General features: G+C 59.8%; 27 protein-coding genes. 10 read left to right on the top strand and 17 right to left on the bottom strand.

Features of this window, described 5'->3' with window-relative positions:
- Positions 1–10 precede the first annotated feature (10 nt).
- The 3 genes from secB to cysE all read left to right on the top strand — a co-directional run bounded on the left by secB (position 11) and on the right by cysE (position 2,431).
- Positions 11–481, top strand: a complete 471-nt coding sequence (secB, locus tag CKW09_RS23765; protein WP_004953255.1) for a protein-export chaperone SecB — start codon at positions 11–13, stop codon at positions 479–481.
- Entirely contained in the window at positions 481–1,500 is a 1,020-nt protein-coding gene (gene gpsA, locus CKW09_RS23760; protein ID WP_061799773.1) for an NAD(P)H-dependent glycerol-3-phosphate dehydrogenase, read from the top strand. Before secB ends, gpsA begins: the two co-directional genes overlap by 1 nt.
- A gap of 109 nt (positions 1,501–1,609) precedes the next feature.
- Entirely contained in the window at positions 1,610–2,431 is an 822-nt protein-coding gene (gene cysE, locus CKW09_RS23755) for a serine O-acetyltransferase (protein WP_061799772.1), read from the top strand.
- A gap of 69 nt (positions 2,432–2,500) precedes the next feature.
- On the opposite strand, the gene CKW09_RS23750 is transcribed toward cysE, so the two are convergent.
- The 4 genes from CKW09_RS23750 to cpxR all read right to left on the bottom strand — a co-directional run bounded on the left by CKW09_RS23750 (position 2,501) and on the right by cpxR (position 5,976).
- The gene (locus CKW09_RS23750) at positions 2,501–3,172 is read right to left on the bottom strand and encodes a DUF3313 domain-containing protein (protein WP_061799771.1); all 672 of its coding nucleotides are present in this window, start codon (positions 3,170–3,172) and stop codon (positions 2,501–2,503) included.
- Between the two features lie 197 nt (positions 3,173–3,369).
- On the bottom strand, positions 3,370–3,843 hold the full coding sequence (gene trmL / locus CKW09_RS23745; RefSeq protein WP_061799769.1) for a tRNA (uridine(34)/cytosine(34)/5-carboxymethylaminomethyluridine(34)-2'-O)-methyltransferase TrmL: 474 nt from the start codon (positions 3,841–3,843) through the stop codon (positions 3,370–3,372).
- Positions 3,844–3,886: 43 nt separating this feature from the next.
- On the bottom strand, positions 3,887–5,281 hold the full coding sequence (gene cpxA / locus CKW09_RS23740) for an envelope stress sensor histidine kinase CpxA (RefSeq protein ID WP_061799768.1): 1,395 nt from the start codon (positions 5,279–5,281) through the stop codon (positions 3,887–3,889).
- On the bottom strand, positions 5,278–5,976 hold the full coding sequence (gene cpxR / locus CKW09_RS23735; protein WP_061799767.1) for an envelope stress response regulator transcription factor CpxR: 699 nt from the start codon (positions 5,974–5,976) through the stop codon (positions 5,278–5,280). The genes cpxA and cpxR overlap by 4 nt, the downstream gene beginning before the upstream one ends.
- Positions 5,977–6,124: 148 nt before the next feature.
- Here cpxR and cpxP point away from each other — a divergent pair, with 148 nt between their 5' ends.
- From cpxP to CKW09_RS23715, 4 genes are all read left to right on the top strand, one after another.
- Positions 6,125–6,604, top strand: coding sequence for a cell-envelope stress modulator CpxP (cpxP, locus tag CKW09_RS23730; RefSeq protein WP_061799766.1), 480 nt, complete (start codon positions 6,125–6,127; stop codon positions 6,602–6,604).
- Positions 6,605–6,733: 129 nt separating this feature from the next.
- Positions 6,734–7,636, top strand: coding sequence for a CDF family cation-efflux transporter FieF (gene fieF / locus CKW09_RS23725; protein WP_095099834.1), 903 nt, complete (start codon positions 6,734–6,736; stop codon positions 7,634–7,636).
- A 230-nt stretch (positions 7,637–7,866) separates the two neighbouring features.
- Positions 7,867–8,829, top strand: coding sequence for a 6-phosphofructokinase (gene pfkA / locus CKW09_RS23720; RefSeq protein WP_061799763.1), 963 nt, complete (start codon positions 7,867–7,869; stop codon positions 8,827–8,829).
- Between the two features lie 186 nt (positions 8,830–9,015).
- Positions 9,016–10,005, top strand: a complete 990-nt coding sequence (locus tag CKW09_RS23715; RefSeq protein WP_095099831.1) for a sulfate ABC transporter substrate-binding protein — start codon at positions 9,016–9,018, stop codon at positions 10,003–10,005.
- Between the two features lie 66 nt (positions 10,006–10,071).
- Here the strand turns inward: CKW09_RS23715 and tpiA are convergent, their stop codons facing one another.
- Together tpiA and CKW09_RS23705 are read right to left on the bottom strand one after the other, a co-directional pair.
- Positions 10,072–10,839: a triose-phosphate isomerase gene (gene tpiA / locus CKW09_RS23710; RefSeq protein ID WP_061799760.1), complete on the bottom strand. Its 768-nt coding sequence runs from the start codon at positions 10,837–10,839 to the stop codon at positions 10,072–10,074.
- 127 nt (positions 10,840–10,966) lie between these two features.
- Positions 10,967–11,557, bottom strand: coding sequence for a DUF1454 family protein (locus CKW09_RS23705; protein ID WP_095099827.1), 591 nt, complete (start codon positions 11,555–11,557; stop codon positions 10,967–10,969).
- A 199-nt stretch (positions 11,558–11,756) separates the two neighbouring features.
- Here CKW09_RS23705 and CKW09_RS23700 point away from each other — a divergent pair, with 199 nt between their 5' ends.
- A complete protein-coding gene (locus tag CKW09_RS23700; protein ID WP_061799757.1) occupies positions 11,757–12,182 on the top strand; it encodes a DUF805 domain-containing protein in 426 nt (141 codons plus the stop codon).
- Positions 12,183–12,193: 11 nt separating this feature from the next.
- On the opposite strand, the gene fpr is transcribed toward CKW09_RS23700, so the two are convergent.
- Both fpr and CKW09_RS23690 read right to left on the bottom strand, forming a co-directional pair.
- On the bottom strand, positions 12,194–12,940 hold the full coding sequence (gene fpr / locus CKW09_RS23695) for a ferredoxin--NADP(+) reductase (protein WP_061799756.1): 747 nt from the start codon (positions 12,938–12,940) through the stop codon (positions 12,194–12,196).
- A gap of 3 nt (positions 12,941–12,943) precedes the next feature.
- Entirely contained in the window at positions 12,944–13,555 is a 612-nt protein-coding gene (locus CKW09_RS23690) for a helix-turn-helix transcriptional regulator (RefSeq protein WP_061799755.1), read from the bottom strand.
- Positions 13,556–13,852: 297 nt separating this feature from the next.
- On the opposite strand from CKW09_RS23690, the gene emrD reads away from it, so the two are divergent.
- Entirely contained in the window at positions 13,853–15,037 is a 1,185-nt protein-coding gene (gene emrD / locus CKW09_RS23685; RefSeq protein WP_061799754.1) for a multidrug efflux MFS transporter EmrD, read from the top strand.
- A 31-nt stretch (positions 15,038–15,068) separates the two neighbouring features.
- On the opposite strand, the gene glpX is transcribed toward emrD, so the two are convergent.
- The 3 genes from glpX to CKW09_RS23670 all read right to left on the bottom strand — a co-directional run bounded on the left by glpX (position 15,069) and on the right by CKW09_RS23670 (position 18,607).
- On the bottom strand, positions 15,069–16,079 hold the full coding sequence (gene glpX, locus CKW09_RS23680) for a class II fructose-bisphosphatase (protein WP_095099824.1): 1,011 nt from the start codon (positions 16,077–16,079) through the stop codon (positions 15,069–15,071).
- Positions 16,080–16,210: 131 nt separating this feature from the next.
- Positions 16,211–17,719, bottom strand: coding sequence for a glycerol kinase GlpK (gene glpK / locus CKW09_RS23675; protein ID WP_061799750.1), 1,509 nt, complete (start codon positions 17,717–17,719; stop codon positions 16,211–16,213).
- Between the two features lie 42 nt (positions 17,720–17,761).
- Positions 17,762–18,607, bottom strand: coding sequence for an MIP/aquaporin family protein (locus CKW09_RS23670; protein WP_061799790.1), 846 nt, complete (start codon positions 18,605–18,607; stop codon positions 17,762–17,764).
- 542 nt (positions 18,608–19,149) lie between these two features.
- On the opposite strand from CKW09_RS23670, the gene zapB reads away from it, so the two are divergent.
- On the top strand, positions 19,150–19,389 hold the full coding sequence (gene zapB / locus CKW09_RS23665) for a septal ring assembly protein ZapB (protein WP_061799749.1): 240 nt from the start codon (positions 19,150–19,152) through the stop codon (positions 19,387–19,389).
- 61 nt (positions 19,390–19,450) lie between these two features.
- Here the strand turns inward: zapB and rraA are convergent, their stop codons facing one another.
- The 6 genes from rraA to cytR all read right to left on the bottom strand — a co-directional run bounded on the left by rraA (position 19,451) and on the right by cytR (position 25,017).
- Positions 19,451–19,936 (bottom strand): ribonuclease E activity regulator RraA, encoded by a 486-nt coding sequence (rraA, locus tag CKW09_RS23660; protein ID WP_095099822.1) that lies wholly within the window; start codon positions 19,934–19,936, stop codon positions 19,451–19,453.
- Positions 19,937–20,011: 75 nt separating this feature from the next.
- Entirely contained in the window at positions 20,012–20,929 is a 918-nt protein-coding gene (locus CKW09_RS23655) for a 1,4-dihydroxy-2-naphthoate polyprenyltransferase (RefSeq protein WP_061799747.1), read from the bottom strand.
- A gap of 96 nt (positions 20,930–21,025) precedes the next feature.
- A complete protein-coding gene (gene hslU, locus CKW09_RS23650; protein ID WP_061799746.1) occupies positions 21,026–22,360 on the bottom strand; it encodes an HslU--HslV peptidase ATPase subunit in 1,335 nt (444 codons plus the stop codon).
- A gap of 12 nt (positions 22,361–22,372) precedes the next feature.
- Complete coding sequence (gene hslV / locus CKW09_RS23645; RefSeq protein ID WP_012147466.1) at positions 22,373–22,903, bottom strand: ATP-dependent protease subunit HslV; 531 nt, start codon at positions 22,901–22,903, stop codon at positions 22,373–22,375.
- 102 nt (positions 22,904–23,005) lie between these two features.
- Entirely contained in the window at positions 23,006–23,923 is a 918-nt protein-coding gene (gene ftsN, locus CKW09_RS23640; RefSeq protein ID WP_095099819.1) for a cell division protein FtsN, read from the bottom strand.
- 65 nt (positions 23,924–23,988) lie between these two features.
- Complete coding sequence (gene cytR / locus CKW09_RS23635; RefSeq protein ID WP_061799742.1) at positions 23,989–25,017, bottom strand: DNA-binding transcriptional regulator CytR; 1,029 nt, start codon at positions 25,015–25,017, stop codon at positions 23,989–23,991.
- Positions 25,018–25,235 lie beyond the last annotated feature (218 nt).

Genomic DNA, 25,235 nt, shown 5'->3' with positions numbered 1-25,235 from the left:
TATTACACACATGTCAGAACAAAACAGCACAGAGATGGCTTTCCAGATCCAGCGCATTTACACCAAGGACATTTCCTTCGAAGCGCCGAACGCGCCGCAGGTTTTCCAGCAGGAATGGCAGCCGGAAGTTAAACTTGATCTGGATACCGCTTCCAGCCAACTGGCTGATGAAGTGTATGAAGTCGTACTGCGCGTAACCGTGACTGCGTCCCTGGGCGAAGAAACCGCGTTCCTGTGTGAAGTGCAGCAGGCGGGCATCTTCTCCGTAGCGGGCATCGACGGCACGCAGCTGGCGCATTGCCTGGGCGCATACTGCCCGAACATTCTGTTCCCGTATGCGCGCGAGTGCATCACCAGCCTGGTTTCCCGCGGTACATTCCCGCAGCTGAACCTGGCACCGGTCAACTTTGACGCGCTGTTCATGAACTATCTGCAGCAGCAGGCGGAAGGCGAAGGTGCCGCACCACATCAGGATGCCTGATGAACACCGTCAATGCTTCAATGACCGTAATCGGTGCCGGCTCGTACGGCACCGCATTAGCCATTACGCTGGCGCGTAACGGCCACCCCGTGGTGCTGTGGGGGCATAACCCCGCGCAAATTCAAAAACTGCAGCAAGACCGCTGCAATCAGGCGTTCCTTCCCGACGTGCCCTTCCCGGATTCATTGTTGCTTGAGGCCGATCTGCCGCGTGCGCTGGCCGCCAGCCGCAATGTGCTGGTGGTGGTGCCGAGCCACGTGTTCGGCGACGTGTTGCGTCAGCTGAAACCGCATCTGCGCCCGGACGCGCGCATCCTGTGGGCGACCAAGGGCCTGGAAGCGGAAACCGGTCGGCTGTTGCAGGACGTGGCGCGCGAAGCGCTGGGCGAAGACATCCCGCTGGCGGTGGTGTCCGGGCCGACGTTCGCCAAAGAGCTGGCCGCCGGATTGCCGACGGCGATCGCGCTGGCGGCCACCGATACGCAGTTTGCCGAAGATCTGCAGCAGCTGCTGCACTGCGGCAAAAGCTTCCGCGTCTACAGCAATCCTGACTTTGTCGGCGTGCAGCTGGGCGGCGCGGTGAAAAACGTCATCGCCATCGGCGCCGGCATGTCCGACGGCATCGGTTTTGGCGCCAACGCCCGCACCGCGCTAATCACCCGCGGGCTGGCGGAAATGAGCCGGCTGGGTTCTGCGCTGGGCGCCGATCCTTCGACCTTCATGGGCATGGCGGGGCTGGGCGATCTGGTGTTAACCTGCACCGATAACCAATCGCGCAATCGTCGTTTCGGGATTATGCTGGGGCAAGGCAAGGGCGTGCAGGAAGCGCAGGACAGCATCGGCCAGGTGGTCGAAGGCTATCGCAATACCAAAGAGGTATTGGCGCTGGCGCAGCGCCACGGCGTGGAAATGCCGATTACCGAACAGATTTATCAGGTGCTGTACTGCAACAAGGATGCCCGCGAAGCGGCGTTGAGCCTGTTGGGCCGTACCCGGAAAGACGAAAAGCACGGCGCGTGACCTAAAAAAACGATATGCCGGGGCAGCATGCTGACCCTGGCAATTGAACGGGGCCGCCTGACCGCATAGCCGGTCAGGCGGCCTGTTTGGCAAGGCAGAGAGGAATGTGATGTCGTCTGAAGAGTTGGAGCAGGTCTGGAATAGCATTAAATCAGAAGCGAGAGCGCTGGCTGACTGTGAACCGATGCTGGCTAGCTTTTTCCATGCGACGTTGCTCAAGCATGAAAATCTGGGCAGTGCGCTCAGCTATATTCTGGCCAACAAGCTGGCCAATCCGATCATGCCCGCCATCGCGGTGCGTGAGGTGGTAGAAGACGCCTACCTGGCCGATAAGCAGATGATCGTCTCGGCGGCGCGCGATATTCTGGCGGTACGCCTGCGCGACCCGGCGGTAGACAAATACTCCACGCCGTTGCTGTACCTGAAAGGCTTCCATGCGCTGCAGGCCTACCGCATCGGCCATTGGCTGTGGCTGCAGGGGCGGCAGGCGCTGGCTATCTATCTGCAGAACCAAATTTCGGTCGCCTTCGGCGTCGATATCCACCCGGCGGCCACCATCGGCTGCGGCATCATGCTCGACCATGCCACCGGCATCGTGATCGGTGAAACCGCGGTGGTGGAAAATAACGTTTCCATCCTGCAGTCGGTCACTTTGGGCGGCACCGGTAAAACCAGCGGCGATCGCCACCCGAAAATCCGCGAAGGCGTGATGATCGGCGCCGGCGCTAAAATTCTCGGCAACATCGAAGTGGGCAAGGGCGCGAAAATCGGCGCGGGTTCGGTGGTGCTGCAGGCGGTGCCGCCGCATACCACGGCGGCAGGGGTGCCGGCGCGCATCGTCGGCCGGCCGGAAAGCGACACGCCTTCGATGGACATGGATCAGTACTTCAACGGCGCCAACCACGGCTTCGAGTACGGCGACGGCATTTAATTCGTTCGCCTCACGCAGAGCAAAAAAACAGGGGGAGCTTCGGCTCCCCCTGTTTACTTATCGCGCTGATTAACCCTGTCTCGGGAAATTGGTGATATCGGTGACCATGTCGTCGATCGCCGCCTTGACGTCCGCTTCGGTGACCGGCGTGCTGTCGTTGCTGACGGTTTTGCCGTAGGCCTTGCGCGCCACTTCCAGCACCGTTTTGCCGGTGTCCTGGTCGATCAGTTCGCCTTCAAGATACAGCGTGGTGTTTTGCGTCCGGTGACCGGTGGCCGCCATGGTGCTGGCTACGACCGCCGCAACCGGCACCACCTCATAGAATTTCATGTCTTCGTCTTCGGCGGATACCGCGGTGATGGCGATCTTGGCGATCAGCACGCGCGAACCGGCCGGGCTTGGCAGAATGGTGAAACGATCCTGAAGGGCGGTTTTAATCCGCTGGGTCGCATAGGCCTTAATCTTGTTCAAGGTTTCCTGGCTGACGCGCGCCGTCGGTTTCTCCGTCGGGAAATAGACCACCGGCTGGAAATACAGGCCGCGATAGTTGGATTCTTTGTAGCTTGGATCGATCCAACGCAGCGTTTTGTGGCCGCTTGGCGAGGTGGTTTCTCGCAGCTTGCTGTAGTCAGACAGGAAGCCGGAGTACTGATCCGTTTTCGTTACTTTGGACGAACAACCCGCCAGCAACAGGCCCGCCGCCAGAACCGCCATGGCAACGCACAAGCGTTGTTTTTGCATACGATTTCCTATGATGAATGGTGATTACCCTTACAAAACATAGCTTATTATCGGCGCTGCCAACGAAAGTTTTCGGTGCAGGATGTGGCATGCTTCAGACGCGTCGCTCAGGATTGTGATGCGCCGCCGGTTTTGCTGGCGCCAAGCGTCGCCGCCAGCGCCCGTTCCGCGTCTTTCAGGGGCCGGTGGCCGGTCGCTTACGCCTTGATCAGCGCGCCGGCGTAATCCAGCTGTCGCCAGGCTTCGTATACCACCACCGCCACGGCGTTCGACAGGTTCATGCTGCGGCTTTGCGCCTGCATCGGGATGCGGATTTTTTGCCGTGTCGGCAGTGCGTCGAGGATATCGGCGGGCAGCCCGCGGGTTTCCGGCCCGAACAGCAGGTAATCGCCGGCCTGATAGCTGACCGCGCTGTGCGCCGGCGTGCCCTTGGTGGTCAGGGCAAACAGCCGCTGCGGGTTTTCGCTGGCGATAAAGGCGGCGTAATCGGCATGGCGACGGATGCTGGCGAACTCATGATAGTCCAGCCCGGCGCGGCGCAGGCGTTTGTCGTCCCACGGGAAACCCAGGGGTTCGATCAGATGCAGCTGGAAGCCGGTGTTGGCGCACAGGCGGATGATGTTGCCGGTATTGGGTGGAATCTCGGGTTCAAATAAAACGATGTTCAGCATGTAAAAAGCCCCTCGTGAACGAGGGGCGCAGGATAGCAAAATCTTATTGCTCTGTCTTAGCCGATCGGCGCTGGTGATGCAGCGGCAGCCACAGCACCAGACGCAGGCCGCCGAGCGGGCTGTCTTCCGCCTTCACCCAGCCGCGGTGCTGGTTGACCGCCGCCTCGACGATCGCCAGGCCCAGGCCGGTGCCGCCGGATTCGCGGTCGCGCGCTTCGTCGGTGCGGTAGAACGGCCGGAAAATCTGCTCGCGGTCTTCCGCGCTGACGCCGGGGCCATCGTCGTCAACCACAATGGTGACGCCCTGATTGTCGGCGCTGAACGCCACCGCGATGCGGGTATGCGAATAACGCAGGGCATTGCGCACGATATTCTCCAGCGCGCTGTCCAGGGCGCCGGCGTTGCCGAACAGCGTCCAGGACCCCGGCGGGGAAGTGACCTCCAGCTGTTTGCCCATCTGTTCGGCTTCGAAGCTGGCGTTGTCCAGCACGTCGGCCCACAGTTCGTTGGCTTTCAGCTGCTCGCGCGCCAGCTCGCTTTTCTGCTGCCCGCGCGACAGCACCAGCAGATCGTTGATCATCGAGTCCAGCCGCTGCGCTTCGGTTTCGATGCGCGCCAACTCATGGCCTTCGCCGTGGCGGCGGCGCATCAGCGCGGTGGCCAGCTGCAGGCGGGTCAACGGCGTGCGCAGCTCGTGCGAGATGTCGGATATCAGGCGTTGCTGGGCGGTCATCATGCGCTCCAGCGCGCTGACCATCTGGTTGAAGCTGGCGCCGGTGGCCAGGAACTCTTGCGGGCCGGCCTCCAGTTCCGGATGCTGCTTCAGGTTGCCGCGCGCCACGTCATCGGCGGCGTTTTTCAGCTTGCGCGCCGGTTTGGCCAGGCTCCAGGCCAGCCACAGCAGCAGCGGGGCGCTGATCAACATGGTGACGATCAGCAGCAGCAGCGGCCGGTCGAACATCAGGTTGATGAAATCGGATTGCGGGCTGTTGGCGGGGCGGATCAGATACAGCTGGTAGTTGTCTTCACCGTCGCGCACCGAGAACGGGCCGACCAGCTCGACGCGGCCGTATTTCTTCTTCTTCGGATGATCCGAGTTGTCGGATTGGCCAATAAAGTTGCGCACGATCTGCATTTCGTTGCGCTGCGCGCCGATCACCCGGCCTTCGCTGGTGACCAGAATCAGGCGCTGCCCCGGCGGGGCCCATTTATCTATCGCCCGAAACAGGCGCCGCCACCACATCAGGTCGTTGGCCGGATCGTTTTGCAACTCGGCCTCGACGTGTTGTTCCAGCATCAGTCCCTGCCGCTGCTCGCTGTCCAGCAGCGAGGTCATTTGGCGGGAGTCGAGCTTGGGCACCATCAACACCAGCATCAGCACCAGGGCTAACGTAAACCAGAAAATGGCGAAGATTCGTGCCGTCAAACTGTTGATCATGTTGCAGATACCATCAAATAACCGCGTCCGCGCAGGGTTTTGAACCAGGGGTGGCCGTCTTTGCGATCCGGCAGTTTGCGCCGCAGGTTGGAGATGTGCATATCGATGGCGCGGTCAAACGGCGTCAGGCGTTTGCCCAGCACTTCCTGGCTCAGCAGTTCGCGGGAAACCACCTGGCCCAGATGCTGCGCCAGCAGGTAAAGCAGGGTGAACTCGGTGCCGGTCAGATCCAGCACCTGGCCGTCGAAGCTGGCTTCCTGGCGGCCGGGATTCAGCTGCAGGCCGTCGACGTCCAGCGTCGGCGCGCCGCTGTCCACTTGCTGTTGCTGTTCGCTCCAGTTGGAACGACGCAGAATAGCGCGAATGCGCGCCACCAGTTCACGATCGTTGAAAGGCTTGGGCAGGTAGTCGTCGGCGCCCAGTTCCAGGCCCAGCACGCGATCCAGCTCGCTGCCGCGCGCGGTCAGCATGATGACCGGCGTCTGGTGATGCTGGCGCAGCTCTTTCAGCGTATCGATGCCGTTTTTCTTCGGCATCATGATATCGAGCAGCAACAGATCGATGGAGCTGTCCAGCAGCGACAACGCCTGCTCGCCATCGTGAGCGACGACGATAGTAAAACCTTCCATTTCAAGCAGTTCTTTTAATAGCGAGGTCAACTCGCGGTCGTCGTCAACTAACAGAATCTTGTTCATTATGATTTACCTCCTGACGCAAAATACGTCATCAACTGTTGGCATTCCATGACTTTACGTAGTTTTACATGCACTGACGCATGTTTGCAGCTGCAGCAGTACACTGCTCCTCGTTGATTCGCAAAATGAGAAAGCACGAGGGGTTGAAATGCGTAAGGTGACCGCATTAGTTATGGCATCAATGCTGGCGATAGGTTCTAGCGCCGTGTTCGCTGCCGATACTACATCGGAAACTGCTCAGACTCCCGGCGACGATGCGATGACCCGAACACCCGGCCAGCACCACATGTTCGACGGTGTCAGCCTGAACGAACAGCAGCGCCAGCAAATGCGCGATTTAATGCGCCAGGCCCGCCACGATCTGCCTGGTGTCACTGTAGCTGAAATGGAAGCCATGCATAAACTGGTGACCGCAGACAAATTTGATCAAGCCGCCGTTTACGCCCAGGCGGAGAAGATGGCCCAGCAACAGGTCAAGCGCCAGGTCGAAATGGCCCGGGTACGCAATCAGATGTATAACCTGCTGACGCCAGAGCAAAAAAGTGTTTTAGACCAGAAACATCAGCAGCGCATGCGGCAGATGGAGCAACAAATTTCTGGTTTGCAGCAAACTTCTGCCCAGAAGTGAGTACGACTGAGTAGTCCCCTGTTTTTCCTTGCCATAGACACCATCCCTGTCTTCCCCGCCATGATGGCGGGGCTTTTTTTGCCCGTCATTCCGCTATACTGAGCGCCTCACGTTTAACCGGGGTTCGTTATGGAACAGCAATATGCGCGCCTGGTAAAGTCCGCCGCGCTCGCTGCCACCGCGCTGGCGTCCACGCTTCTGCTGATAAAAATCATCGCCTGGTATCACACCGGCTCGGTCAGCCTGTTGGCGGCGCTGGTGGATTCACTGGTCGATATCGCCGCCTCCCTGACCAATCTGCTGGTGGTGCGCTATTCGCTGCAGCCGGCGGACGAAGAACACACCTTTGGCCACGGCAAGGCGGAGTCGCTGGCGGCGCTGGCGCAAAGCATGTTTATTTCCGGCTCGGCGCTGTTTCTGTTCCTCACCGGTTTTCAGCATCTTTATGCGCCGCAAACGCTGCGCGATCCCGGGGTCGGCATCGTCGTGACGGTGGTGGCGCTGATCAGCACGCTGATCCTGGTCACCTATCAGCGCTGGGTGGTAAGAAAAACCCGCAGTCAGGCGGTGCGTGCAGATATGCTGCATTATCAGTCAGATGTCATGATGAATGGTGCTATTCTTATTGCTCTTGGGCTAAGCTGGTACGGTTTCCAACGGGCGGATGCGCTGTTCGCGTTGGGCATCGGCGTCTACATCCTCTATAGCGCGCTGCGCATGGGTTATGAGGCGGTGCAGTCGTTGCTGGATCGGGCGCTGCCGGATGAAGAACGCCAGGCGATTATCGAGGTGGTGTCTTCCTGGCCTGGCGTGAAAGGCGCGCACGATTTGCGCACCCGCCAATCCGGCCCGACGCGTTTCATTCAGCTGCATCTGGAGATGGAGGATTCGCTGCCGCTGCGGCAGGCGCACAGTCTGGCGGAGCAGGTGGAGCAGGCGCTGCTGCATCGTTTCCCGGGGGCGGACGTCATCATCCACCAGGATCCCTGCTCCGTGGTGCCGCCGGGCCGGCAGGGGCATTGGGAGCTATAATCAGATCGAGGCACAGATCGAAGCGCGACAACAAATGCCTGAGTTAGCTCAGCGTGCCATGCGGTTTTTTTACCGTTATATTGCGTGACTTGAATCAATTCAGCTGGGTGTTTTTGATATAATATCCAGCAATAAAGCCGTAAAGCTGGTTTTCTGCAGCCGGAGAGGTTCCAAAGCAATCGGCGAAGACAGAATTCTTAAGAAATTGCATCTACAGTTCAGAGGTAGTCATGATCAAGAAAATCGGTGTACTGACGAGTGGCGGTGATTCGCCGGGTATGAACGCTGCGATCCGTGGCGTTGTGCGTGCTGCACTTTCGGAAGGTCTGGAAGTTTTTGGTATTTACGATGGCTACCTTGGCTTGTACGAAGATCGCATGGAGCAGCTGGACCGCTACAGCGTGTCCGATATGATCAACCGCGGCGGCACCTTCCTGGGCTCGGCGCGTTTCCCTGAGTTCAGGGATGAAAACGTGCGCGCCAAGGCGATTGAAAACCTGCAAAACCGCGGCATCGATGCGCTGGTGGTGATCGGCGGCGACGGTTCCTACATGGGCGCCAAGCGCCTGACGGAAGAAGGCTTTCCTTGTATCGGCCTGCCAGGCACCATCGATAACGACGTGGCCGGCACCGACTACACCATCGGCTACTTCACCGCGCTGGAGACCGTAGTGGAAGCGATTGACCGCCTGCGCGACACCTCATCTTCACATCAGCGCATTTCCATCGTCGAAGTCATGGGCCGTTACTGCGGCGACCTGACGCTGGCGGCGGCGATCGCCGGCGGCTGCGAGTTCATCGTGTTGCCTGAAATCGAGTTCAACCGTGAAGATCTGGTGTGCGAGATCAAGGCCGGCATCGCCAAGGGCAAAAAACACGCCATCGTGGCGATCACCGAACACATCTGCGATATCGATGAGCTGGCGCGCCATATCGAGCAGGAAACCAAGCGCGAAACCCGCGCGACCGTGCTGGGCCACATTCAACGCGGCGGCTCGCCGGTCGCTTACGACCGCATCCTGGCCTCGCGCATGGGCGCTTACGCCATCGAGCTGCTGCTGCAGGGTTACGGCGGCCGCTGCGTCGGCATCCAGAACGAAAAGATGGTGCATCACGACATCATCGACGCTATCGAGAACATGAAGCGTCCGTTCAAGGGCGACTGGTTGGATACGGCGAAAAAGCTGTACTGATCCGCCGTTTGCCTCGCCGACAAGAGCCTCCGTTGCGGGGGCTTTTTTTATGCCCGTCGGCGTTATATTCCAGAATCGTCTAGCCCAAAATTTTTTATTCTTTAATTGCCGGGAGAGTTTCTGGCAGGCTCTGATGCTATATCAACCGATTGAGGTTGCGCTTAATTTTCCTGGGAGAGCCTGTCGATGCGTAAATGGGGTGTAGGTCTGACATTGGTGCTGTTGGCGTCCGGCGCCATGGCGAAAGATATTCAATTGCTGAACGTCTCATACGATCCGACGCGCGAGTTCTATCAGGAATATAACACCGCGTTCAGCAAGCACTGGCAGCAGCAGACCGGCGATAAGGTCACGGTGCGCCAGTCGCACGGCGGCTCCGGCAAGCAGGCGACGTCGGTGATTAACGGCATCGAGGCCGACGTGGTGACGCTGGCGCTGGCCTACGACGTGGACGCCATCGCCGAGCGCGGCCGCATCGACAAGAACTGGATCAAACGCCTGCCGGACAACTCGGCGCCATACACTTCAACTATCGTGTTCCTGGTGCGCAAGGGCAACCCGAAACAAATCCATGACTGGCCGGACTTGGTCAAATCGGGCGTCTCGGTGATCACCCCGAACCCGAAAACCTCCGGCGGGGCGCGCTGGAACTATCTGGCGGCCTGGGGTTACGCGCTGCATCACCACGACAACGATAAAGCCAAGGCGCAGGAATTCGTCAAGAGCCTGTACCGGAACGTCGAGGTGCTGGACTCCGGCGCTCGCGGCGCGACCAATACCTTCGTGGAGCGCGGCATCGGCGACGTGTTGATCGCCTGGGAAAACGAAGCGTTGCTGGCGGAAAAAGAGCTGGGCAAAGACAAGTTTGAAATCATCACCCCGAGCGAATCCATTCTTGCCGAGCCGACCGTGTCGGTGGTGGACAAGGTGGTGGACAAGCGCGGTACCCGCGACGTGGCCAATGCCTACCTGAAGTATCTGTATACGCCGGAAGGCCAGACCATTGCGGCCAAGAACTACTACCGTCCGCGCGATGCGGCGGTGGCGGCCAAGTTTGCCGAGCAGTTCCCGAAACTGAAGCTGTTTACCGTGGATGACACCTTCGGCGGCTGGACCGAAGCGCAGAAGGTGCACTTCGCCACCGGCGGCGTGTTCGACGAGATCAGCAAACGCTGATCACGGCCAAGCGGCAATAAAAAACCCCGGCAAGCCGGGGTTTTTTTATGGGCAAGCCGAATGAAATCAGGCTTTTTTCGCAGCGGCGGCGGCTTTGACGATCACGGCGAAAGCGTCGGCTTTCAGTGATGCGCCGCCAACCAGCGCGCCGTCGATGTCCGGCTGAGCAAACAGCTCTGCGGCGTTCTTGTCGTTGACCGAACCGCCGTACTGGATGATCACTTCAGCGGCAACGGCCGCATCATGCTTGGCGATGTGATCGCGGATAAATTTGTGTACTGCCTGAGCCTGCGCCGGGGTGGCTGACTTGCCGGTACCGATGGCCCACACGGGCTCATAGGCGATCACTGTGCCTTTCATGGCCGGCGCGCCCAGGGTTTTCAGCACGGCGTCGATCTGGCGAGCGCAAACTTCTTCGGTTTTACCCGCTTCGTTTTCCGCTTCGGTTTCGCCGATGCACAGCACCGGGATCAGGCCGGCTTCTTTCAGCACGGCGAATTTCTCGGCGATCGCTTCGTCGGTTTCTTTGTGGTAGGTGCGGCGTTCGGAGTGGCCGATGATGATGTACCTGGCGCCGACGTCTTTCAGCATATTGGCGGAAACTTCGCCGGTGAAGGCGCCGGACAGGTTGATGTCCACGTTCTGCGCGCCCAGGGCGATGCGGCTGCCGGCCAGCGCGTGATTGGCCTGATCCAGATACATTACCGGCGGTGCGATAGCGACGCCGCAACCGTCAACGCTGCTCAGCTCCTGGCGCAGGCCGGCGATCAGTTCGTTGACCATGTGGGTGCTGCCGTTGAGCTTCCAGTTACCCATAACTAATGGATGACGCATGTTTTTTCCTCCAACAAGGGAACGCGAGAGTCGAAATGACAACTGCCGGACCGGCAGTTTACCTGCCCAACAGTATAGAGATGATTAAGCGCGAAGGCTTTGCTTTTCGTCATTAAATACCCTGCCGCTAAGGCTCGGAAAGCGCCAGCTTAACCGGTTCAACCGCGAAGGTTACCCCTTTATCGCCGCTGTCCGACACCACGTAGCGAATGGCGCCGACCTGTTGTTGATAAAAGCGCGATCCTTTGCCTTTTTCCAGCAGGTTGTTCACTTTGCTTTGGCTCCGCTCTACCGTCAGCGCCGGCTCGAACTGGCGCATCAGCGCCGCCATATAGCTGACGGCGATGGCGCGAGCGGCCTTTTCTTCGTTGCTCTGCTGCAGCGGCAGGTGAGTGATCTGCAGCGTTTTGATTTTACCGGTGCCTTTTTCCAGCGCGGTGGAGGCATAGAGGTTTTCATTGAGCTTGCTGGCGGCGCGGGTCAGCAGCGGCGAGTCGTCTTCGGCGGCCGCGATGGCGCGAAACTCGCCGATCGGCAGCGTCGGGTTATCGCGGTTGTATTTTTCGCGAAATTTCACCACCGTCAGATCGAAGGTCGGCGCCCCGGCCAACAGGTAGGGCGCAGCGGGGGATGCGTCTGCGGCGGCATCCGGCGGATCGGCCCAGGCGCTGGCGGCGGCCAGCAGCAGGCAGGCAATGGCGGTGATTTTTCTCAGCATGGCGTATGACATCAACAACAAAGATGGCTCCGATTAAAGCGATAACCGGGGGGCGTTGTCAAAGATCCCACACCCCGATCGGCTTGCTGAAGGAAAAGCTGTGCGGCGTACCGCGTTATGCGAGGCGGAAATCTCGGCCCGACGGCGCCTATGTTACACTGCGGCGCAGAATATGGGCAGGCTTAGAGCGCAGGAATCGATGACGTTACAGCAGTGGTGTTTTTCTTTTAAGGGCCGCATCGGGCGGCGCGAATTCTGGATCTGGATGGGCGCCTGGCTGGCGCTGATGGCGGCGGCCTTTACGCTGGCGAATTATCAGCTGGTGGCCATTCAGTCGATCGCGTTCTTTATCGTCGCGCTGTTGTGGCCGACGGCGGCGGTGTTGGTTAAGCGTCTGCACGATCGCAACAAGGCCGGCTGGTGGGCGCTGCTGTTGATCCTGGCGTGGATGCTGGCGGCGGGCAACTGGCAGATGCTGGCGCCGATCTGGCAGTGGGGCGTCGGGCGTTTCGTTCCGACGCTGATTATCGTGATGATGCTTATCGATCTCGGCGCCTTTGTCGGCACGCCGGGGAATAACCGTTTCGGCCCGGAGGCCGAGCCGGTAAGGTTCCGCGCCAAATAGGCCCGAAGGTATTACCAGTAGTGTTCGCTGGTGATATGGCCCGGCTTGCGGCGCAGGTGCTTGCGCATCTGGCGCTGGTCTTTCAGGGTTTGCTGGGTATCCCGCACCATCTGCGGGTTGCCGCACAGCATCACGTGGTCGGTTTCGGCGTTGAGGATCAGGCCCGTCGCCGCCTCCAGCCGGCCATCTTCGATCAGCGCGGGTACGCGCCCGGTCAGGGAGCCGGCAAGATCTTCGCGGCTGACGACGGTCTGAATGCGCAGCTTGCCGTTGTAGCGCTGCTGCAATTGCTGCATCAGCGGCAGGTAGCTCAGATCGCGCGCAAAACGGGCGGCGTGCACCAGCACCAGATTTTTGAAGCGGTCCAGCCCGGCGCCTTGCTGCAAGATTGACAGGTAAGGGCCGATGGCGGTGCCGGTCGCCAGCATCCACAAGGTTTCACACTCGGGCACTTCATCCAGCACGAAGAACCCGGCGGCCTCTTTGGTGATCATCACCTCCGAGCCGGGGCGCAGCTGGTTGAGCCTTGGGCTCAGCTTGCCTTCCGGCACGGTAACCAGATAAAACTCCAGGTTCGGGTCGCTGGGGGCGTTGACGTAAGAATAGGCGCGCTGCACGCGTTCGCCGTCGATTTCCAGCGCCAGCTTGGCAAACTGCCCGGCGGTAAAGGGATCAATGGGGGCGTCGACGATGATGCTGAACAGCCCGTCGGTCCATTGTTTTACCTGTGTAACTTTGCCGTTAACCCATTCAGCCATACTCTAAAGCTCCCGTGGTCGAATCAAATAAGCGCAATGTCGTGAGCCGGAAATGGCATGCGCGGTGCGTTCTATTCGGTAGCCGTTGCCGAACAGGCGATGAAACAGCCGCAGCTCCGAATTGCACAGGCTGCTGCAGGCGGTGGCGGCCACGCCAATCGGGCACGGGTTCTCTACCAGCAGCATGCCGTGCGGATGTTCCAGCAGTTCGGCCATATAGCCGTCATGCTGCCGCAGGCGCACCAGGCGGGCAAGCCTGTCCCGATGCGTGGTTTCCGCAGACAGCTGTTCGACATAGCGCAGATACAGCTTGTCTTCGCGCGCGTTGATCAACGGCTCGGCGCCGGCGGCGCCAAACAGCTGAATGGCGGATCCCCGCAGCCTGTCCTGGTCATCGGCCAGACGGGCGTGCCCCCGGTCGGTCAAAGACCAATAACGGGTCGGGCGGCCAACCTTGGTGCGCGCCTCTTCGTAACAAACCAGCTCACGTCTTTCCAGGGATTGCAGATGTTGTCGGATACCCATCGGCGTCATGCCCAAACGCTCGGCCAGCATTTTGGCCGAATGCGGGCCGAGGGTATTCAACTGCAATAAAATCAGCTCTGGCGTTTTCATTAACCCAATCCCTATGGTGTTATTTTATTTTAAGTTGCTGAAAATAATTATCGATTAAATGCTAAAGCCACACTACTGCTGTTTAGGCTTTTTTCGTCCCCCGGGCGTGAGTCGTACAGTTTAATTTACGAGGCTGGTTGCGTTTGCTGCCAGTGTGACCTGGATCAATATCTCGCTGAAACTCGCTTAAAAAATCAGATTTGGTAGCTTATGCCGCCATAGAGGGCTGCTCGCCGTTCTGGCTGCTTCAACGGCCATACCGGGACGCTGTGACGAGTTGATACGTTAACGAAGATAATGAGAAAAATTGAAAACTTTCACCTGTTGGTGATGCTGATCCTGCTGGTTGCCGTCGGTCAGATGGCGCAAACCATCTATGTTCCCGTCATTGCCGATATCGCGCACGACCTGTCGGTCCGTACCGGCGCCGTGCAGCGTGTGATGGCGGCCTATCTGATGACCTACGGCTTTTCCCAGCTGATTTACGGCCCGCTGTCGGACCGCATCGGCCGCCGGCCGGTGATCCTGGCCGGGATGATGATCTTCCTGATCGGCGCGCTGGGGGCATTGCTGTCCAACAGCCTGACGATGCTGGTGGCCGCCAGCGCCATCCAGGGCATGGGTACCGGCGTGGCGGGGGTGATGGCGCGCACCATGCCGCGCGACCTGTATGCCGGCACCGCGCTGCGCTACGCCAACAGCCTGCTGAATATGGGCATTCTGGTCAGCCCGCTGCTGGCGCCGGTGATCGGCGGCGCGCTGGCGATGCTGTTTGGCTGGCGCGCCAGCTATGCCTTCCTGCTGGCGTTGTGCGCCGGCGTCGCCTTCGCCATGTTCCGCTGGTTGCCGGAAACCCGGCCGGCGTTGACGGAGAAGCGTCGCATGCTGGCCAGCTTCCGCCAACTGCTGACGGACGGCACCTTCAGCTGTTATCTGGTGATGCTGATCGGCGCGTTGGCGGGGATTGCGGTGTTTGAGGCCAGCTGCGGCGTGCTGATGGGCGGCGTGCTGGGGCTGAGCGGCCTGACCGTCAGCATTCTGTTTATCCTGCCGATCCCGGCGGCGTTCTTTGGCGCCTGGTACGCCGGGCGCGACGGCAAAACCTTCCACAGCCTGATGTGGCATTCGGTGATCAGCTGCCTGTTGGCGGGGCTGATGATGTGGATCCCGGGCTGGTTCGGGGTGATGAACATCTGGACGCTGATCGTGCCGGCGGCGCTGTTCTTCTTCGGCGCCGGCATGCTGTTCCCGTTGGCCACCACCGGCGCGATGGAGCCGTTCCCTTATCTGGCGGGCGCGGCGGGCGCGCTGGTGGGCGGCATGCAGAACATGGGCTCCGGCCTGGCGACCTGGCTGTCCGCCATGCTGCCGCAAACCGGGCAGTTCAGCCTGGGGTTGCTGATGTTCGCGATGGCGGTGCTGATTTTGCTGTGCTGGTGGCCGTTGTCCAATCGGATGCAGCATCAGGGGCATACCGCATAAAACGCAGGGCGCCAAACGGCGCCCTGATTCATTACAGCAGGAACGGGTGCAGCGCCGGGTCCTTGCGGTCCAGATAGTGGGTGGAGCGAATGCGGCGGATGGTGCGCGACTTGCCGCGGATCAGCAGGGTTTCGGTGGTGGCCACATTGCCCTGGCGGCTGATGCCGTCCAGCAGGTCGCCCTTGGTGATGCCGGTGGCGGAGAAGATCACGTTGTCGTTGCGCGCCATTTCGCCCAACTGCAGCACCCTGCCGGCCTCAATGCCCATCTCCCGGCAGCGCGCCAGCTCTTCTTCGCCGATGCGGCGGTTTTCGGCGCTGTCGCCCTTCACCTGATGGCGCGGCAGCAGGCGCGCCTGCATGTCGCCGTCCAGCGCGCGGATCACCGCGGCGGAAATCACCCCTTCGGGCGCGCCGCCGACGCCGTACATCAGATCGACTTCGCTTTCCGGCATGCAGGTCAGGATCGAGGCCGCCACGTCGCCGTCAGGAATGGCGAACACCCGCACGCCGAGCTGCTGCATCTGCGCGATCACGCCGTCGTGGCGCGGCTTGGCCAGCACGATCACCGTCAGCTGCGTCAGCGGCTTGCCGAGGCGCGCGGCGACGTTTTTCAGGTTTTCCGCCAGCGGCAGGTTGAGATCGATGGCGCCGCGCGCCGCCGGGCCGACCACCAGCTTTTCCATATACATGTCGGGCGCGTGCAGGAAGGTGCCGCGATCGCCCACCGCCAGCACCGCCAGCGCGTTGGACTGGCCCATGGCGGTCATGCGGGTGCCTTCGATCGGATCGACCGCGATGTCTACCGCGTCGCCCCGGCCGCTGCCGACCTGCTCGCCGATATACAGCATCGGCGCTTCATCAATTTCACCTTCGCCGATCACGATGCGGCCATCGATATCCACTTTATTGAGCATGATGCGCATGGCGTGGACCGCCGCGCCGTCGGCGGCATTTTTGTCGCCGCGCCCCAGCCATTGGTAGCCCGCCAGCGCGGCGGCTTCGGTTACGCGGGAAAATTCGATGGCTAATTCACGTTTCATGGCAAAAACCTGTCTGTGAGAAGGGAAGGAAATATCGACAAAGTTTATCACAGCGCGCCGGCGGCGGGGCGGGGCAAAAAAAAGCGCCGCCCGTGGGCAGCGCAATTCAGGGGGTAAACGGCAACGCGGGCTTAGTCGTGTTCTTCCCACGCCTGAGCGCGGGCCACCGCTTTTTTCCAGCCGCTGTAACGGTAGTTGCGCTCGGTGGTTTCGATGCTTGGGCGGAATTCGCGTTCGATCACCGCCTTGCTTTTCACCTCATCCAGGTCGTTCCAGTAGCCGATGGCCAGGCCCGCCAGGAAAGCGGCGCCCAGCGCCGTCGATTCGCGCACTTCAGGGCGCTCTACGCGGGTGCCGAGGATGTCGGACTGGAACTGCATCAGGAAGTTGTTGGCGACCGCACCGCCGTCCACGCGCAGCGACTGCAGGCGGGTATTGGAATCGGCCTGCATGGCGTCCAGCACGTCGCGGGTCTGATAGGCGATAGACTCCAGGGTGGCGCGGATGATGTGGTTGCTGTTGGCGCCGCGGGTCAGGCCGAAGATGGCGCCGCGGGCATACGGGTCCCAGTAAGGCGCGCCGAGGCCGGTGAAGGCCGGCACCACGTAGACGCCGTTGCTGTCTTTCACCTTGGTGGCGAAGTATTCGGAGTCGGCGGCGTCGCTGATCAGCTTCAGTTCGTCGCGCAGCCACTGGATTGACGCGCCGCCGATGAATACCGCGCCTTCCAGCGCGTAGTTCACTTCACCGCGCGGCCCGCAGGCGATGGTGGTCAGCAAGCCGTGGCTGGAGCGCACCGCTTCCTTGCCGGTGTTCATCAGCAGGAAGCAGCCGGTGCCGTAGGTGTTCTTCGCCATGCCCGGTTGGACGCACAGCTGGCCGTACAGCGCCGCCTGCTGGTCCCCGGCGATGCCGGCGATAGGAATACGGGTGCCGCCCTTACCGCCGATGTTGGTCTGGCCGTACACTTCTGAAGACGGGCGCACTTTCGGCAGCATGGCGCGCGGGATATCCAGCACTTCCAGCATGCGTTCGTCCCAGTCCAGCTCATGGATGTTGAACATCATGGTGCGCGAGGCGTTGGTGTAATCGGTGACATGCACCCGCCCCTGGGTCATCTTCCACACCAGCCAGGTGTCGACGGTGCCGAACAGCAGCTCGCCGCGCTTGGCGCGCTCGCGGGCGCCTTCCACGTTGTCCAGGATCCACTTGACCTTGGTGCCGGAGAAGTAAGGGTCAACCACCAGACCGGTGTTGTGACGAATATACTCTTCCAGACCGTCGCGCTTGAGCTTCTCGCAGATCTCGGCGGTGCGGCGGCACTGCCAGACGATGGCGTTGTAAATGGGTTTGCCGGTCTCTTTTTCCCAGACGATGGTGGTTTCGCGCTGGTTGGTGATGCCGATGCCGGCGATCTGGTCGGAATTGATGTCGGCTTTCGCCAGCACTTCCACCAGGGTGGAGCTTTGCGATGACCAGATCTCCATCGGGTCGTGTTCAACCCAGCCGGCTTTCGGGTAAATCTGGGTGAATTCACGCTGCGACACCGCAACGATGTTGGCATCGTGATCGAGCACGACGGCGCGAGAGCTGGTGGTCCCCTGGTCGAGAGCGACAATGTATTTTTTTTCTACTGTCATGATCTTAGTCCTGCTGTTGTTAACCGGTTAAAACTGCGCCAATCACGCTTTGCGCTGCTGGGTCTTGGCGGCGGACTCTTCATCCGTTACGCAGACGTCGCAAGGCAGATGGCGGCCAATCAGTGCGCGGTAGCCGAAGGCACCCAGGCCTGCGCCGATGATTGGGCCAAAGATCGGCACCAGGAAGTACGGGATGTCGCGGGCGCCGGTAAAGGCCACTTTGCCCCAGCCGGCCAGGTAAGCGAACAGTTTCGGGCCGAAGTCGCGCGCCGGGTTCAACGCAAAGCCGGTCAATGGTCCCATAGAGGCGCCGATGACCGCAATCAGAAGACCGATCAGCAGCGGCGCCAGCGGGCCGCGCGGAATGCCGTTGCCGTCGTCGGTCAGGGCCAGGATCAGACACATCAGGATGGCGGTGATCACCGTTTCCACCAGGAACGCCTGGCCGACGGAGATATGCGGATTAGGGTAGGTCGAGAAGATGCCGGCCAGATCGAGGCTTTCGTTGCTGCCGCGCACCATATGATGCGCCGCTTCGAAGTCGAAGAACAGGTTGTAGTACAACCCGTAGACCAGAGCCGCCGCGCAGAAGGCGCCGGCGATTTGCGCCAGGATGTAAGGCAGCACCTTGCGGCCGTCGAAGCAGGCGAACAGCCACAGGGCCAGGGTGACCGCCGGGTTGAGGTGTGCGCCGGAGATTGCCGCGGTCATATAAATGGCCATGGCGACGCCCAGGCCCCAAATGATGCTGATTTCCCACTGACCAAAGCTGGCGCCCGCCAGTTTCAGCGCGGCAACGCAGCCTACGCCAAAGAAGATCAGCAGCGCGGTGCCGAGAAACTCCGCGATGCACTGGCCTTTTAATGTCGGACTGGTGGTTTGGCTCATAATGTTGTTGTCCTGCAAAACGGCGGTTATAGGTTTATAGGCTCAGGTTTTTGGTATCCGTCTGGCCTATGGGTACAGTTTTTTTCATCTCGTCCAATTATCGAATGAGGACGTGATGTAAATTTATCGTTAACGAACATAAACGAGAAATAGCGAAATCAAAATGTGTGTGCTTCGTCATAAAATTGAGCGAATTCGCGTCGTTCTGTGTTCTTTCTGAGCCATGAAAGTGTGATCTGACCAGTGCTTCACCCGGCGATTGTTAACAACCCGGTGAAGGGAGGCGACGGCATTTTCAGTTTTTACTGATGGTGGCGACAGGAAAATTGCAACAGACTGCGCGATGAGCCGGTATGTTGCTAGACAGTCGGGGACAGGCTACTTACAATCGTTTTTATCGAAAGAAACGTTTTATCGAGACAGGCGCGTTATTTTCACAACAACGCGTGTCACTTGGCGCGATGCATATTCGCAGCAGTTGCAACCTGAGTTGCGGCCGTTACCTATAGATGTACGCCTTGCTATCATGAGGGGACTGAAGAATGTCATTTGAAGTATTTGAGAAACTGGAAGCAAAAGTTCAGCAGGCGATTGATACCATCACCTTGTTGCAGATGGAAATTGAAGAGCTGAAAGACAAAAACAACGCTCTGTCGCAGGAAGTTCAGGCTGCCTCCGGCAACCACGAGTCGCTGGTGCGCGAGAACCAGCAGCTGAAAGAAGAACAGCACGTATGGCAAGATCGCCTGCGCGCGCTGCTGGGCAAAATGGAAGAAGTCTGATTCCACGCCGCCACGCAGCAACGAAAAGGGCGCCTCAGGCGCCCTTTTTCATGTCTGACGATCACTCGATATCGAGCGGATCCTCGGCAAGTATCATGCCGGTATTGTCGGCATACAGATGGTCGCCGGAGAAGAAGGTGACGCCGCCGAAGTTAACGCGGATATCGCTTTCGCCCACGCCTTCGCTGATGGCCCCCACCGGGATCGCCGCCATCGCCTGAATGCCGATGTCCAGCTCTTCCAGATCGTCCACCTGGCGCACCGCACCGTACACCACGATACCTTCCCATTCGTTCTGGGTGGCCAGGCGCGCCAGTTCGGCGTTGATCAGCGCGCGACGCACCGAGCCGCCGCCGTCGATCAGCAACACGCGGCCGCGGCCGTTTTCTTCAAGCAGGTCGAACAACAGGCCGTTATCCTCAAAGCATTTCACCGTGGTGATCTGCCCGCCAAATGAAGTACGCCCGCCAAAATTGGAGAATAGAGGTTCAACAACGTTCACCTCTTCATGATAGATGTCGCAAAGTTCGGAAGTATCGTATTTCATAGGATTTTACGTCTGTTTGCCGCTGGAATAACCAGTATATCCCTTTATTCGCCCCGTTGGCAAAATCATCGGTTTTTAACTGAGCGCCACGCCGATGGCGAACAGCAGATTGGCCAGCAGCGCCGCCTTCACCATGTGCTCCAGCATCGGGCGCATGCCGACCGGCGTCGGGTCGCGCAGCACGCGCAGCGCATGGCGAACCAGCAATGGGATCGCCAACACGAACAGCCAGCCCCACAGGCTGCGCAGGTTGAACAGCGTAAACAGCGCGAAGCACAGCACGGCGCCGCCCAACAGCAGGGCATGGTAGACCCGCGCCTTCTGCGGCCCGAGCCGCACCGCCAGAGTATTCTTACCGTTTTCGCGGTCGCTCTCGATATCGCGCAGGTTGTTGATATTGAGCACCGCCGTCGCCAGCAGCCCGCAGGCGGTGGCCGGCAGCATCACCACGCTGTCGAAGGTGTGCGTCTGCAAATAATAGGTGCCGGCCACGCTCAGCCAGCCGAAGAACACCAGCACCGAAATGTCGCCCAGCCCCAGATAGCCGTAGGGTTTGGTGCCGACGGTATAGGTAATGGCGGCGACGATCGACAGCCCGCCCAGCACCAGGAAGCCCACCACGTCGCTGGGCTGCTCGCAGGCGACGGCGATCAGTGAACCGCCGGCGATGGCGATCAGCACCACCGTGAGCACCAGCGCCCGTTTCATCTGCGCCTGGGTGATCATGCCTTTCTGCATGCCGCGCAAGGGCCCGATGCGGTCTTCTTTGTCGCTGCCCTTTACCGCATCGCCATAGTCATTAGCCAGATTGGAGAGGATTTGCAGCAGGCCGGCGGTCAACAGCGCCAGCAGCGCTACGCCGGGTTTCAGGCTGCCATGCCAGGCGGCGATGGCCGAGCCGACCACGATGGAGGCAAAGGCCAGCGGCAGGGTGCGCGGGCGTAAACTTTCCAGCCAGGCGCTGATAGGGGTGGTGGGGGTTGATGAGCTCATGTTTCGCTTCTGTCAGTAAGTTGCTGTGTCCATTGGAAATAATTGTGGGAGGCAAGGCCTCCCACACAGATGACTGACAGGACAGTGATAGAGCGATTATAGGATAAAACGACTCAAATCTTCATCCGCAACCAGTTCATCCAGATGACTACGCACGTAATCCGCATCAATTGTAATGGATTGGCCGTTAATTTCACTCGCATCGTAGGAAATATCTTCCATCAGACGCTCCAGCACGGTGTGCAGGCGACGCGCGCCGATGTTTTCGGTGCTTTCGTTTACCTGCCATGCTGCTTCGGCGATGCGGCGGATGCCGTCGGCGGTGAAGTCGATATTGACGCCTTCGGTGCCCATCAGCGCTTTGTACTGTTCGGTCAGCGACGCGCTCGGCTCGGTCAGAATGCGCTCGAAATCTTCGGTGGTCAGCGCCTGCAGCTCAACGCGGATCGGCAGACGGCCCTGCAGTTCAGGGATCAGATCCGACGGGTTGGCGGTCTGGAAGGCACCGGAAGCGATGAACAGGATGTGATCGGTTTTCACCATACCGTGCTTGGTGGAGACGGTACAGCCTTCCACCAGCGGCAGCAGGTCGCGCTGCACGCCTTCGCGCGAGACGTCCGGGCCGGAGCTCTGGCCGCCGCGCTTACAGATTTTGTCGATCTCGTCGATAAACACGATGCCGTGCTGCTCAACCGCTTCGATCGCCTGCTCTTTCAGCTCTTCCGGGTTCACCAGCTTGGCGGCTTCTTCTTCCACCAACAGCTTGAAGGCTTCCTTGATCTTCAGCTTGCGCGGCTTCTGCTTCTGGCCGCCGAGGTTCTGGAACATCGACTGCAGCTGGTTGGTCATCTCTTCCATGCCCGGAGGGGCCATGATTTCCACGCCCATCGGCGCGGCGGCCAGGTCGATTTCGATCTCTTTATCGTCCAGCTGGCCTTCACGCAGTTTTTTGCGGAACGCCTGGCGGGCGGCCGATGGCTCCTGATGCTCTTCCGGCTGGCCCCAGTTGTTCTTGGCCGGCGGGATCAGCACGTCGAGAATGCGCTCTTCGGCCAGTTCTTCGGCGCGCGTGCGGTTTTTCTCGATCGACTGCATGCGCACCATTTTGATGGCGGCGTCGGTCAGGTCGCGGATGATGGAGTCCACTTCTTTACCCACATAGCCCACTTCGGTGAACTTGGTGGCTTCAACCTTGATGAACGGCGCGTTGGCCAGCTTCGCCAGACGGCGGGCGATTTCGGTTTTACCGACGCCGGTCGGGCCGATCATCAGAATGTTCTTTGGTGTCACTTCGTGACGCAGCATCTCGTTGAGCTGCATCCGGCGCCAGCGGTTGCGCAGGGCAATGGCGACAGCGCGTTTGGCCTTGTTTTGGCCAATGATGTAGCTGTCCAGTTCGCTGACGATCTCGCGCGGGGTCATTTCAGACATGGTATTCGATCCTTACGCTTTGGAAGGCAATTCTTCAATGGTGTGGAAATGGTTGGTGTAAATACAGATGTCACCGGCGATGTTGAGAGATTTATCAACGATTTCGCGGGCGCTCAGCTCGGTATTTTCCAACATCGCGCGGGCGGCTGCCTGGGCGTAGGGGCCGCCGGAGCCGATGGCAATCAGATCGTTCTCAGGCTGAATCACGTCGCCGTTGCCGGTGATGATCAGCGAGGAGTTTTCATCGGCGACGGCTAGCAGCGCTTCGAGTTTGCGCAGCATGCGGTCGGTGCGCCAATCTTTCGCCAGCTCGACGGCGGCTTTCACCAGATGCCCCTGGTGCATTTCCAGCTTGCGCTCAAACAGCTCAAACAGCGTGAAGGCGTCAGCGGTGCCGCCGGCGAAACCGGCAATCACTTTGTCGTTATACAGGCGACGCACTTTCTTGACGTTGCCCTTCATCACCGTATTGCCCAGGGTAGCCTGGCCATCGCCACCGATCACTACCTGGCCGTTGCGGCGTACGCTTACAATTGTTGTCACGAGCAGACCCTCGTTGAAGACGGAAAGAAGCCCTCGCAGCTTCTGCTTGCGCAGAGGCTACGAGGCATATTGAGAGTATAGATGGGGGGGGATTGACGCTTTTCAACCCCCAACGGAGAGGGGAATGCAACTCGACATGCCGACGCCCTTCAGGCGAGAGAGGGTTTTGTCCGCCGCTGCGCGGCTGCTGTACGGGCCGAGTACCACGCGGTTCCAACCGCCGCCGGCGGTAATCCGGCTTTCGATGCCTTCAAACGCCAGGCGCGCGCGCACGGATTCAGCCTGATCGGTAGCGCGGAACGAACCGCACTGCACCATCCATTTCTGCTTGGACTCCGGCTTGGCCGTTTCCTGCTTCACTTCCGGCTTAGGCTGCGGCTTGGGTTCAGGCTGCTTGACCTGCGTCGGCGGCGGCGCGGCCGGTTTTGGCTGAGCCGCCGGCTGATGCTGTTGCACCGGCGCGGTTGTCGCTCCGCTGTTGAACGGATTGCGCGGTTGGGCCACCTGCTGCGGTTGCTGAATTTGTTGCTGTTGCATCTGCTGCTGTTGCATCTGCTGCTGGCGGCTATTGCTGCGCGCGGCGGCTTGCGAAGGGTCGTTGTACGGCACTTCATTCAGCTGCGTCGGGCGCTGTTGCATATCGGCCTGCATTTGCTCCAGCAGCTGGCGCTGCTCGGCGGTCAGCTGGGTTTTGGAGTTCACTTCGCCGCCGGCCGTCGGTTCGGTCGGCGTCTGCACGCCAATCTGGCGGTTCTCCAGTTCTTTGATGTAGCGCCAGCGCTCTTCCGGCTTCGGCGGCAGCCCGTTGCCCGGGCGGTTGGTATGCGCAGGCAGCAGCGGCGCGTCGTCCGGCTTATTGTGCGTGATGAAATAGAGGCCACCGATAAAGATCACCAACAGCGCGGCGGCCAACGCCAGCACGGTTTTGGAGACCTTCGGAGAACTGCGTTTTTTACGGCTGGGGGTTTTACGCTTAGCTCCTGCTGCGCGCCCACGGCTTACATAGTCTTTTTGTGCCACTATTATTCCGCTGTGTCCTGATGAGGGGATAAGTCCGTCATGTTACTGAACCCTAAAATATTTGACTAGCGTTTAGGGGCAGCCGTGCTGCCTCTGATAATCAACTCGCTGTCCAACAACCGCGAGCCGCTTGCCACCGTGTGCCCATGCAACTGCTCTAACAGCAGCAGCATCGCCTGCTGGCCAATCTCGTAGCGCGGCTGAGCCACCGTGGTTAACGGCGGATCGCAATACTGCGCCAGCTTGATGTCGTCGAAACCCACTATCGACAGATCCTGCGGTACCCGCAGGCCCATTTTTTTCGCCTGCGACAGCACGCCGATCGCCATTACGTCGCTGTGGCAGAAGACGGCCGTAGGCGGTTTAGGCTGAGCCATCAACGCCGCCAGCGCCTGAGCGCCGGCTTCGTAAGTAAAATCACCCCGGGTAATATAGCTGCTTTCGACGCTAATGCCATTACGACGTAGCGCCTGAATGTAACCTTGCAGCCGATAATGGCTCAGCGGCATCTGTTCCGGCCCGGCGACACAGGCGATCTGCTTGTGGCCCAGCTGGTGTAAATAATGCACGGCCTCGAAGGCGGCGGTCAGGTTATCGATATGCACCGTCGGCAGTTCCAGCTCGGGGGCGAACTCGTTGGCCATCACCATCGGCGGCAGATTGCGCTGCTCTTCCTTGCTGGCGTCGAACGGCAGGTTGGAGCCCAGCAGCAGCATGCCGTCGATCTGTTTGGTGATGATCAGATTGACGAAGGTGCGCTCCTGCTGATTTTGCTGCGCGCAGTCGCCGATCAGCACCAGATAGCCCTGCTGCGCGGCGGTCTGCTCGATCCCCTGGATCACATCGGCGAAAAACGGATCGCAGATGTCGGGAACGATCACCAGGATGGTGCGAGATTCATTGCGCTTGATATTGCGTGACAGGGCATGAGGAGAATAACCCACGGCCAGGACGGCCTGTTCCACTTTCTGACGCGTCGGCGTTGACACCTTTTCCGGGTTCATCAGCGCGCGCGATACGGTAGCCGTTGAAACGCCCGCCATTTCGGCGACGTCTTTCATGGTCGCCATGGATAAATCTTTCTTGTGTTCCAACGCCTTTCTCCTTGCGTCAGCCCCATGCCAACGCGACTACTGCAGTTTGCTCACAATTTTCGGCGTGCGGTGAGGGTGTTGTTATCATTTCTCGTCATCCGCGCTTGAGCCTTTCTGTACGCCGCGACTTTCGGCGACAAAATTTCTCTTGGCAGACATTCTAAACAGAATATGTCTCGCCTTTGTTACCTAATTTGCATAAAAAATGTGACTTGAGA

Source organism: Serratia ficaria (assembly GCF_900187015.1).
Lineage (GTDB): Bacteria > Pseudomonadota > Gammaproteobacteria > Enterobacterales > Enterobacteriaceae > Serratia > Serratia ficaria.
Note: the sequence above shows the minus strand (reverse complement) of the source record. Positions and strands in the feature narration are given on the sequence as shown.

What these genes read in the sequence shown, in the direction of transcription:
- secB (WP_004953255.1), top strand. Translation starts at nt 11, where the DNA reads ATGTCAGAACAAAACAGCACAGAGATGGCTTTCCAGATCCAGCGCATT.
- gpsA (WP_061799773.1), top strand. Translation starts at nt 481, where the DNA reads ATGAACACCGTCAATGCTTCAATGACCGTAATCGGTGCCGGCTCGTAC.
- cysE (WP_061799772.1), top strand. Translation starts at nt 1,610, where the DNA reads ATGTCGTCTGAAGAGTTGGAGCAGGTCTGGAATAGCATTAAATCAGAA.
- CKW09_RS23750 (WP_061799771.1), bottom strand. Translation starts at nt 3,172, where the DNA reads ATGCAAAAACAACGCTTGTGCGTTGCCATGGCGGTTCTGGCGGCGGGC.
- trmL (WP_061799769.1), bottom strand. Translation starts at nt 3,843, where the DNA reads ATGCTGAACATCGTTTTATTTGAACCCGAGATTCCACCCAATACCGGC.
- cpxA (WP_061799768.1), bottom strand. Translation starts at nt 5,281, where the DNA reads ATGATCAACAGTTTGACGGCACGAATCTTCGCCATTTTCTGGTTTACG.
- cpxR (WP_061799767.1), bottom strand. Translation starts at nt 5,976, where the DNA reads ATGAACAAGATTCTGTTAGTTGACGACGACCGCGAGTTGACCTCGCTA.
- cpxP (WP_061799766.1), top strand. Translation starts at nt 6,125, where the DNA reads ATGCGTAAGGTGACCGCATTAGTTATGGCATCAATGCTGGCGATAGGT.
- fieF (WP_095099834.1), top strand. Translation starts at nt 6,734, where the DNA reads ATGGAACAGCAATATGCGCGCCTGGTAAAGTCCGCCGCGCTCGCTGCC.
- pfkA (WP_061799763.1), top strand. Translation starts at nt 7,867, where the DNA reads ATGATCAAGAAAATCGGTGTACTGACGAGTGGCGGTGATTCGCCGGGT.
- CKW09_RS23715 (WP_095099831.1), top strand. Translation starts at nt 9,016, where the DNA reads ATGCGTAAATGGGGTGTAGGTCTGACATTGGTGCTGTTGGCGTCCGGC.
- tpiA (WP_061799760.1), bottom strand. Translation starts at nt 10,839, where the DNA reads ATGCGTCATCCATTAGTTATGGGTAACTGGAAGCTCAACGGCAGCACC.
- CKW09_RS23705 (WP_095099827.1), bottom strand. Translation starts at nt 11,557, where the DNA reads ATGCTGAGAAAAATCACCGCCATTGCCTGCCTGCTGCTGGCCGCCGCC.
- CKW09_RS23700 (WP_061799757.1), top strand. Translation starts at nt 11,757, where the DNA reads ATGACGTTACAGCAGTGGTGTTTTTCTTTTAAGGGCCGCATCGGGCGG.
- fpr (WP_061799756.1), bottom strand. Translation starts at nt 12,940, where the DNA reads ATGGCTGAATGGGTTAACGGCAAAGTTACACAGGTAAAACAATGGACC.
- CKW09_RS23690 (WP_061799755.1), bottom strand. Translation starts at nt 13,555, where the DNA reads ATGAAAACGCCAGAGCTGATTTTATTGCAGTTGAATACCCTCGGCCCG.
- emrD (WP_061799754.1), top strand. Translation starts at nt 13,853, where the DNA reads ATGAGAAAAATTGAAAACTTTCACCTGTTGGTGATGCTGATCCTGCTG.
- glpX (WP_095099824.1), bottom strand. Translation starts at nt 16,079, where the DNA reads ATGAAACGTGAATTAGCCATCGAATTTTCCCGCGTAACCGAAGCCGCC.
- glpK (WP_061799750.1), bottom strand. Translation starts at nt 17,719, where the DNA reads ATGACAGTAGAAAAAAAATACATTGTCGCTCTCGACCAGGGGACCACC.
- CKW09_RS23670 (WP_061799790.1), bottom strand. Translation starts at nt 18,607, where the DNA reads ATGAGCCAAACCACCAGTCCGACATTAAAAGGCCAGTGCATCGCGGAG.
- zapB (WP_061799749.1), top strand. Translation starts at nt 19,150, where the DNA reads ATGTCATTTGAAGTATTTGAGAAACTGGAAGCAAAAGTTCAGCAGGCG.
- rraA (WP_095099822.1), bottom strand. Translation starts at nt 19,936, where the DNA reads ATGAAATACGATACTTCCGAACTTTGCGACATCTATCATGAAGAGGTG.
- CKW09_RS23655 (WP_061799747.1), bottom strand. Translation starts at nt 20,929, where the DNA reads ATGAGCTCATCAACCCCCACCACCCCTATCAGCGCCTGGCTGGAAAGT.
- hslU (WP_061799746.1), bottom strand. Translation starts at nt 22,360, where the DNA reads ATGTCTGAAATGACCCCGCGCGAGATCGTCAGCGAACTGGACAGCTAC.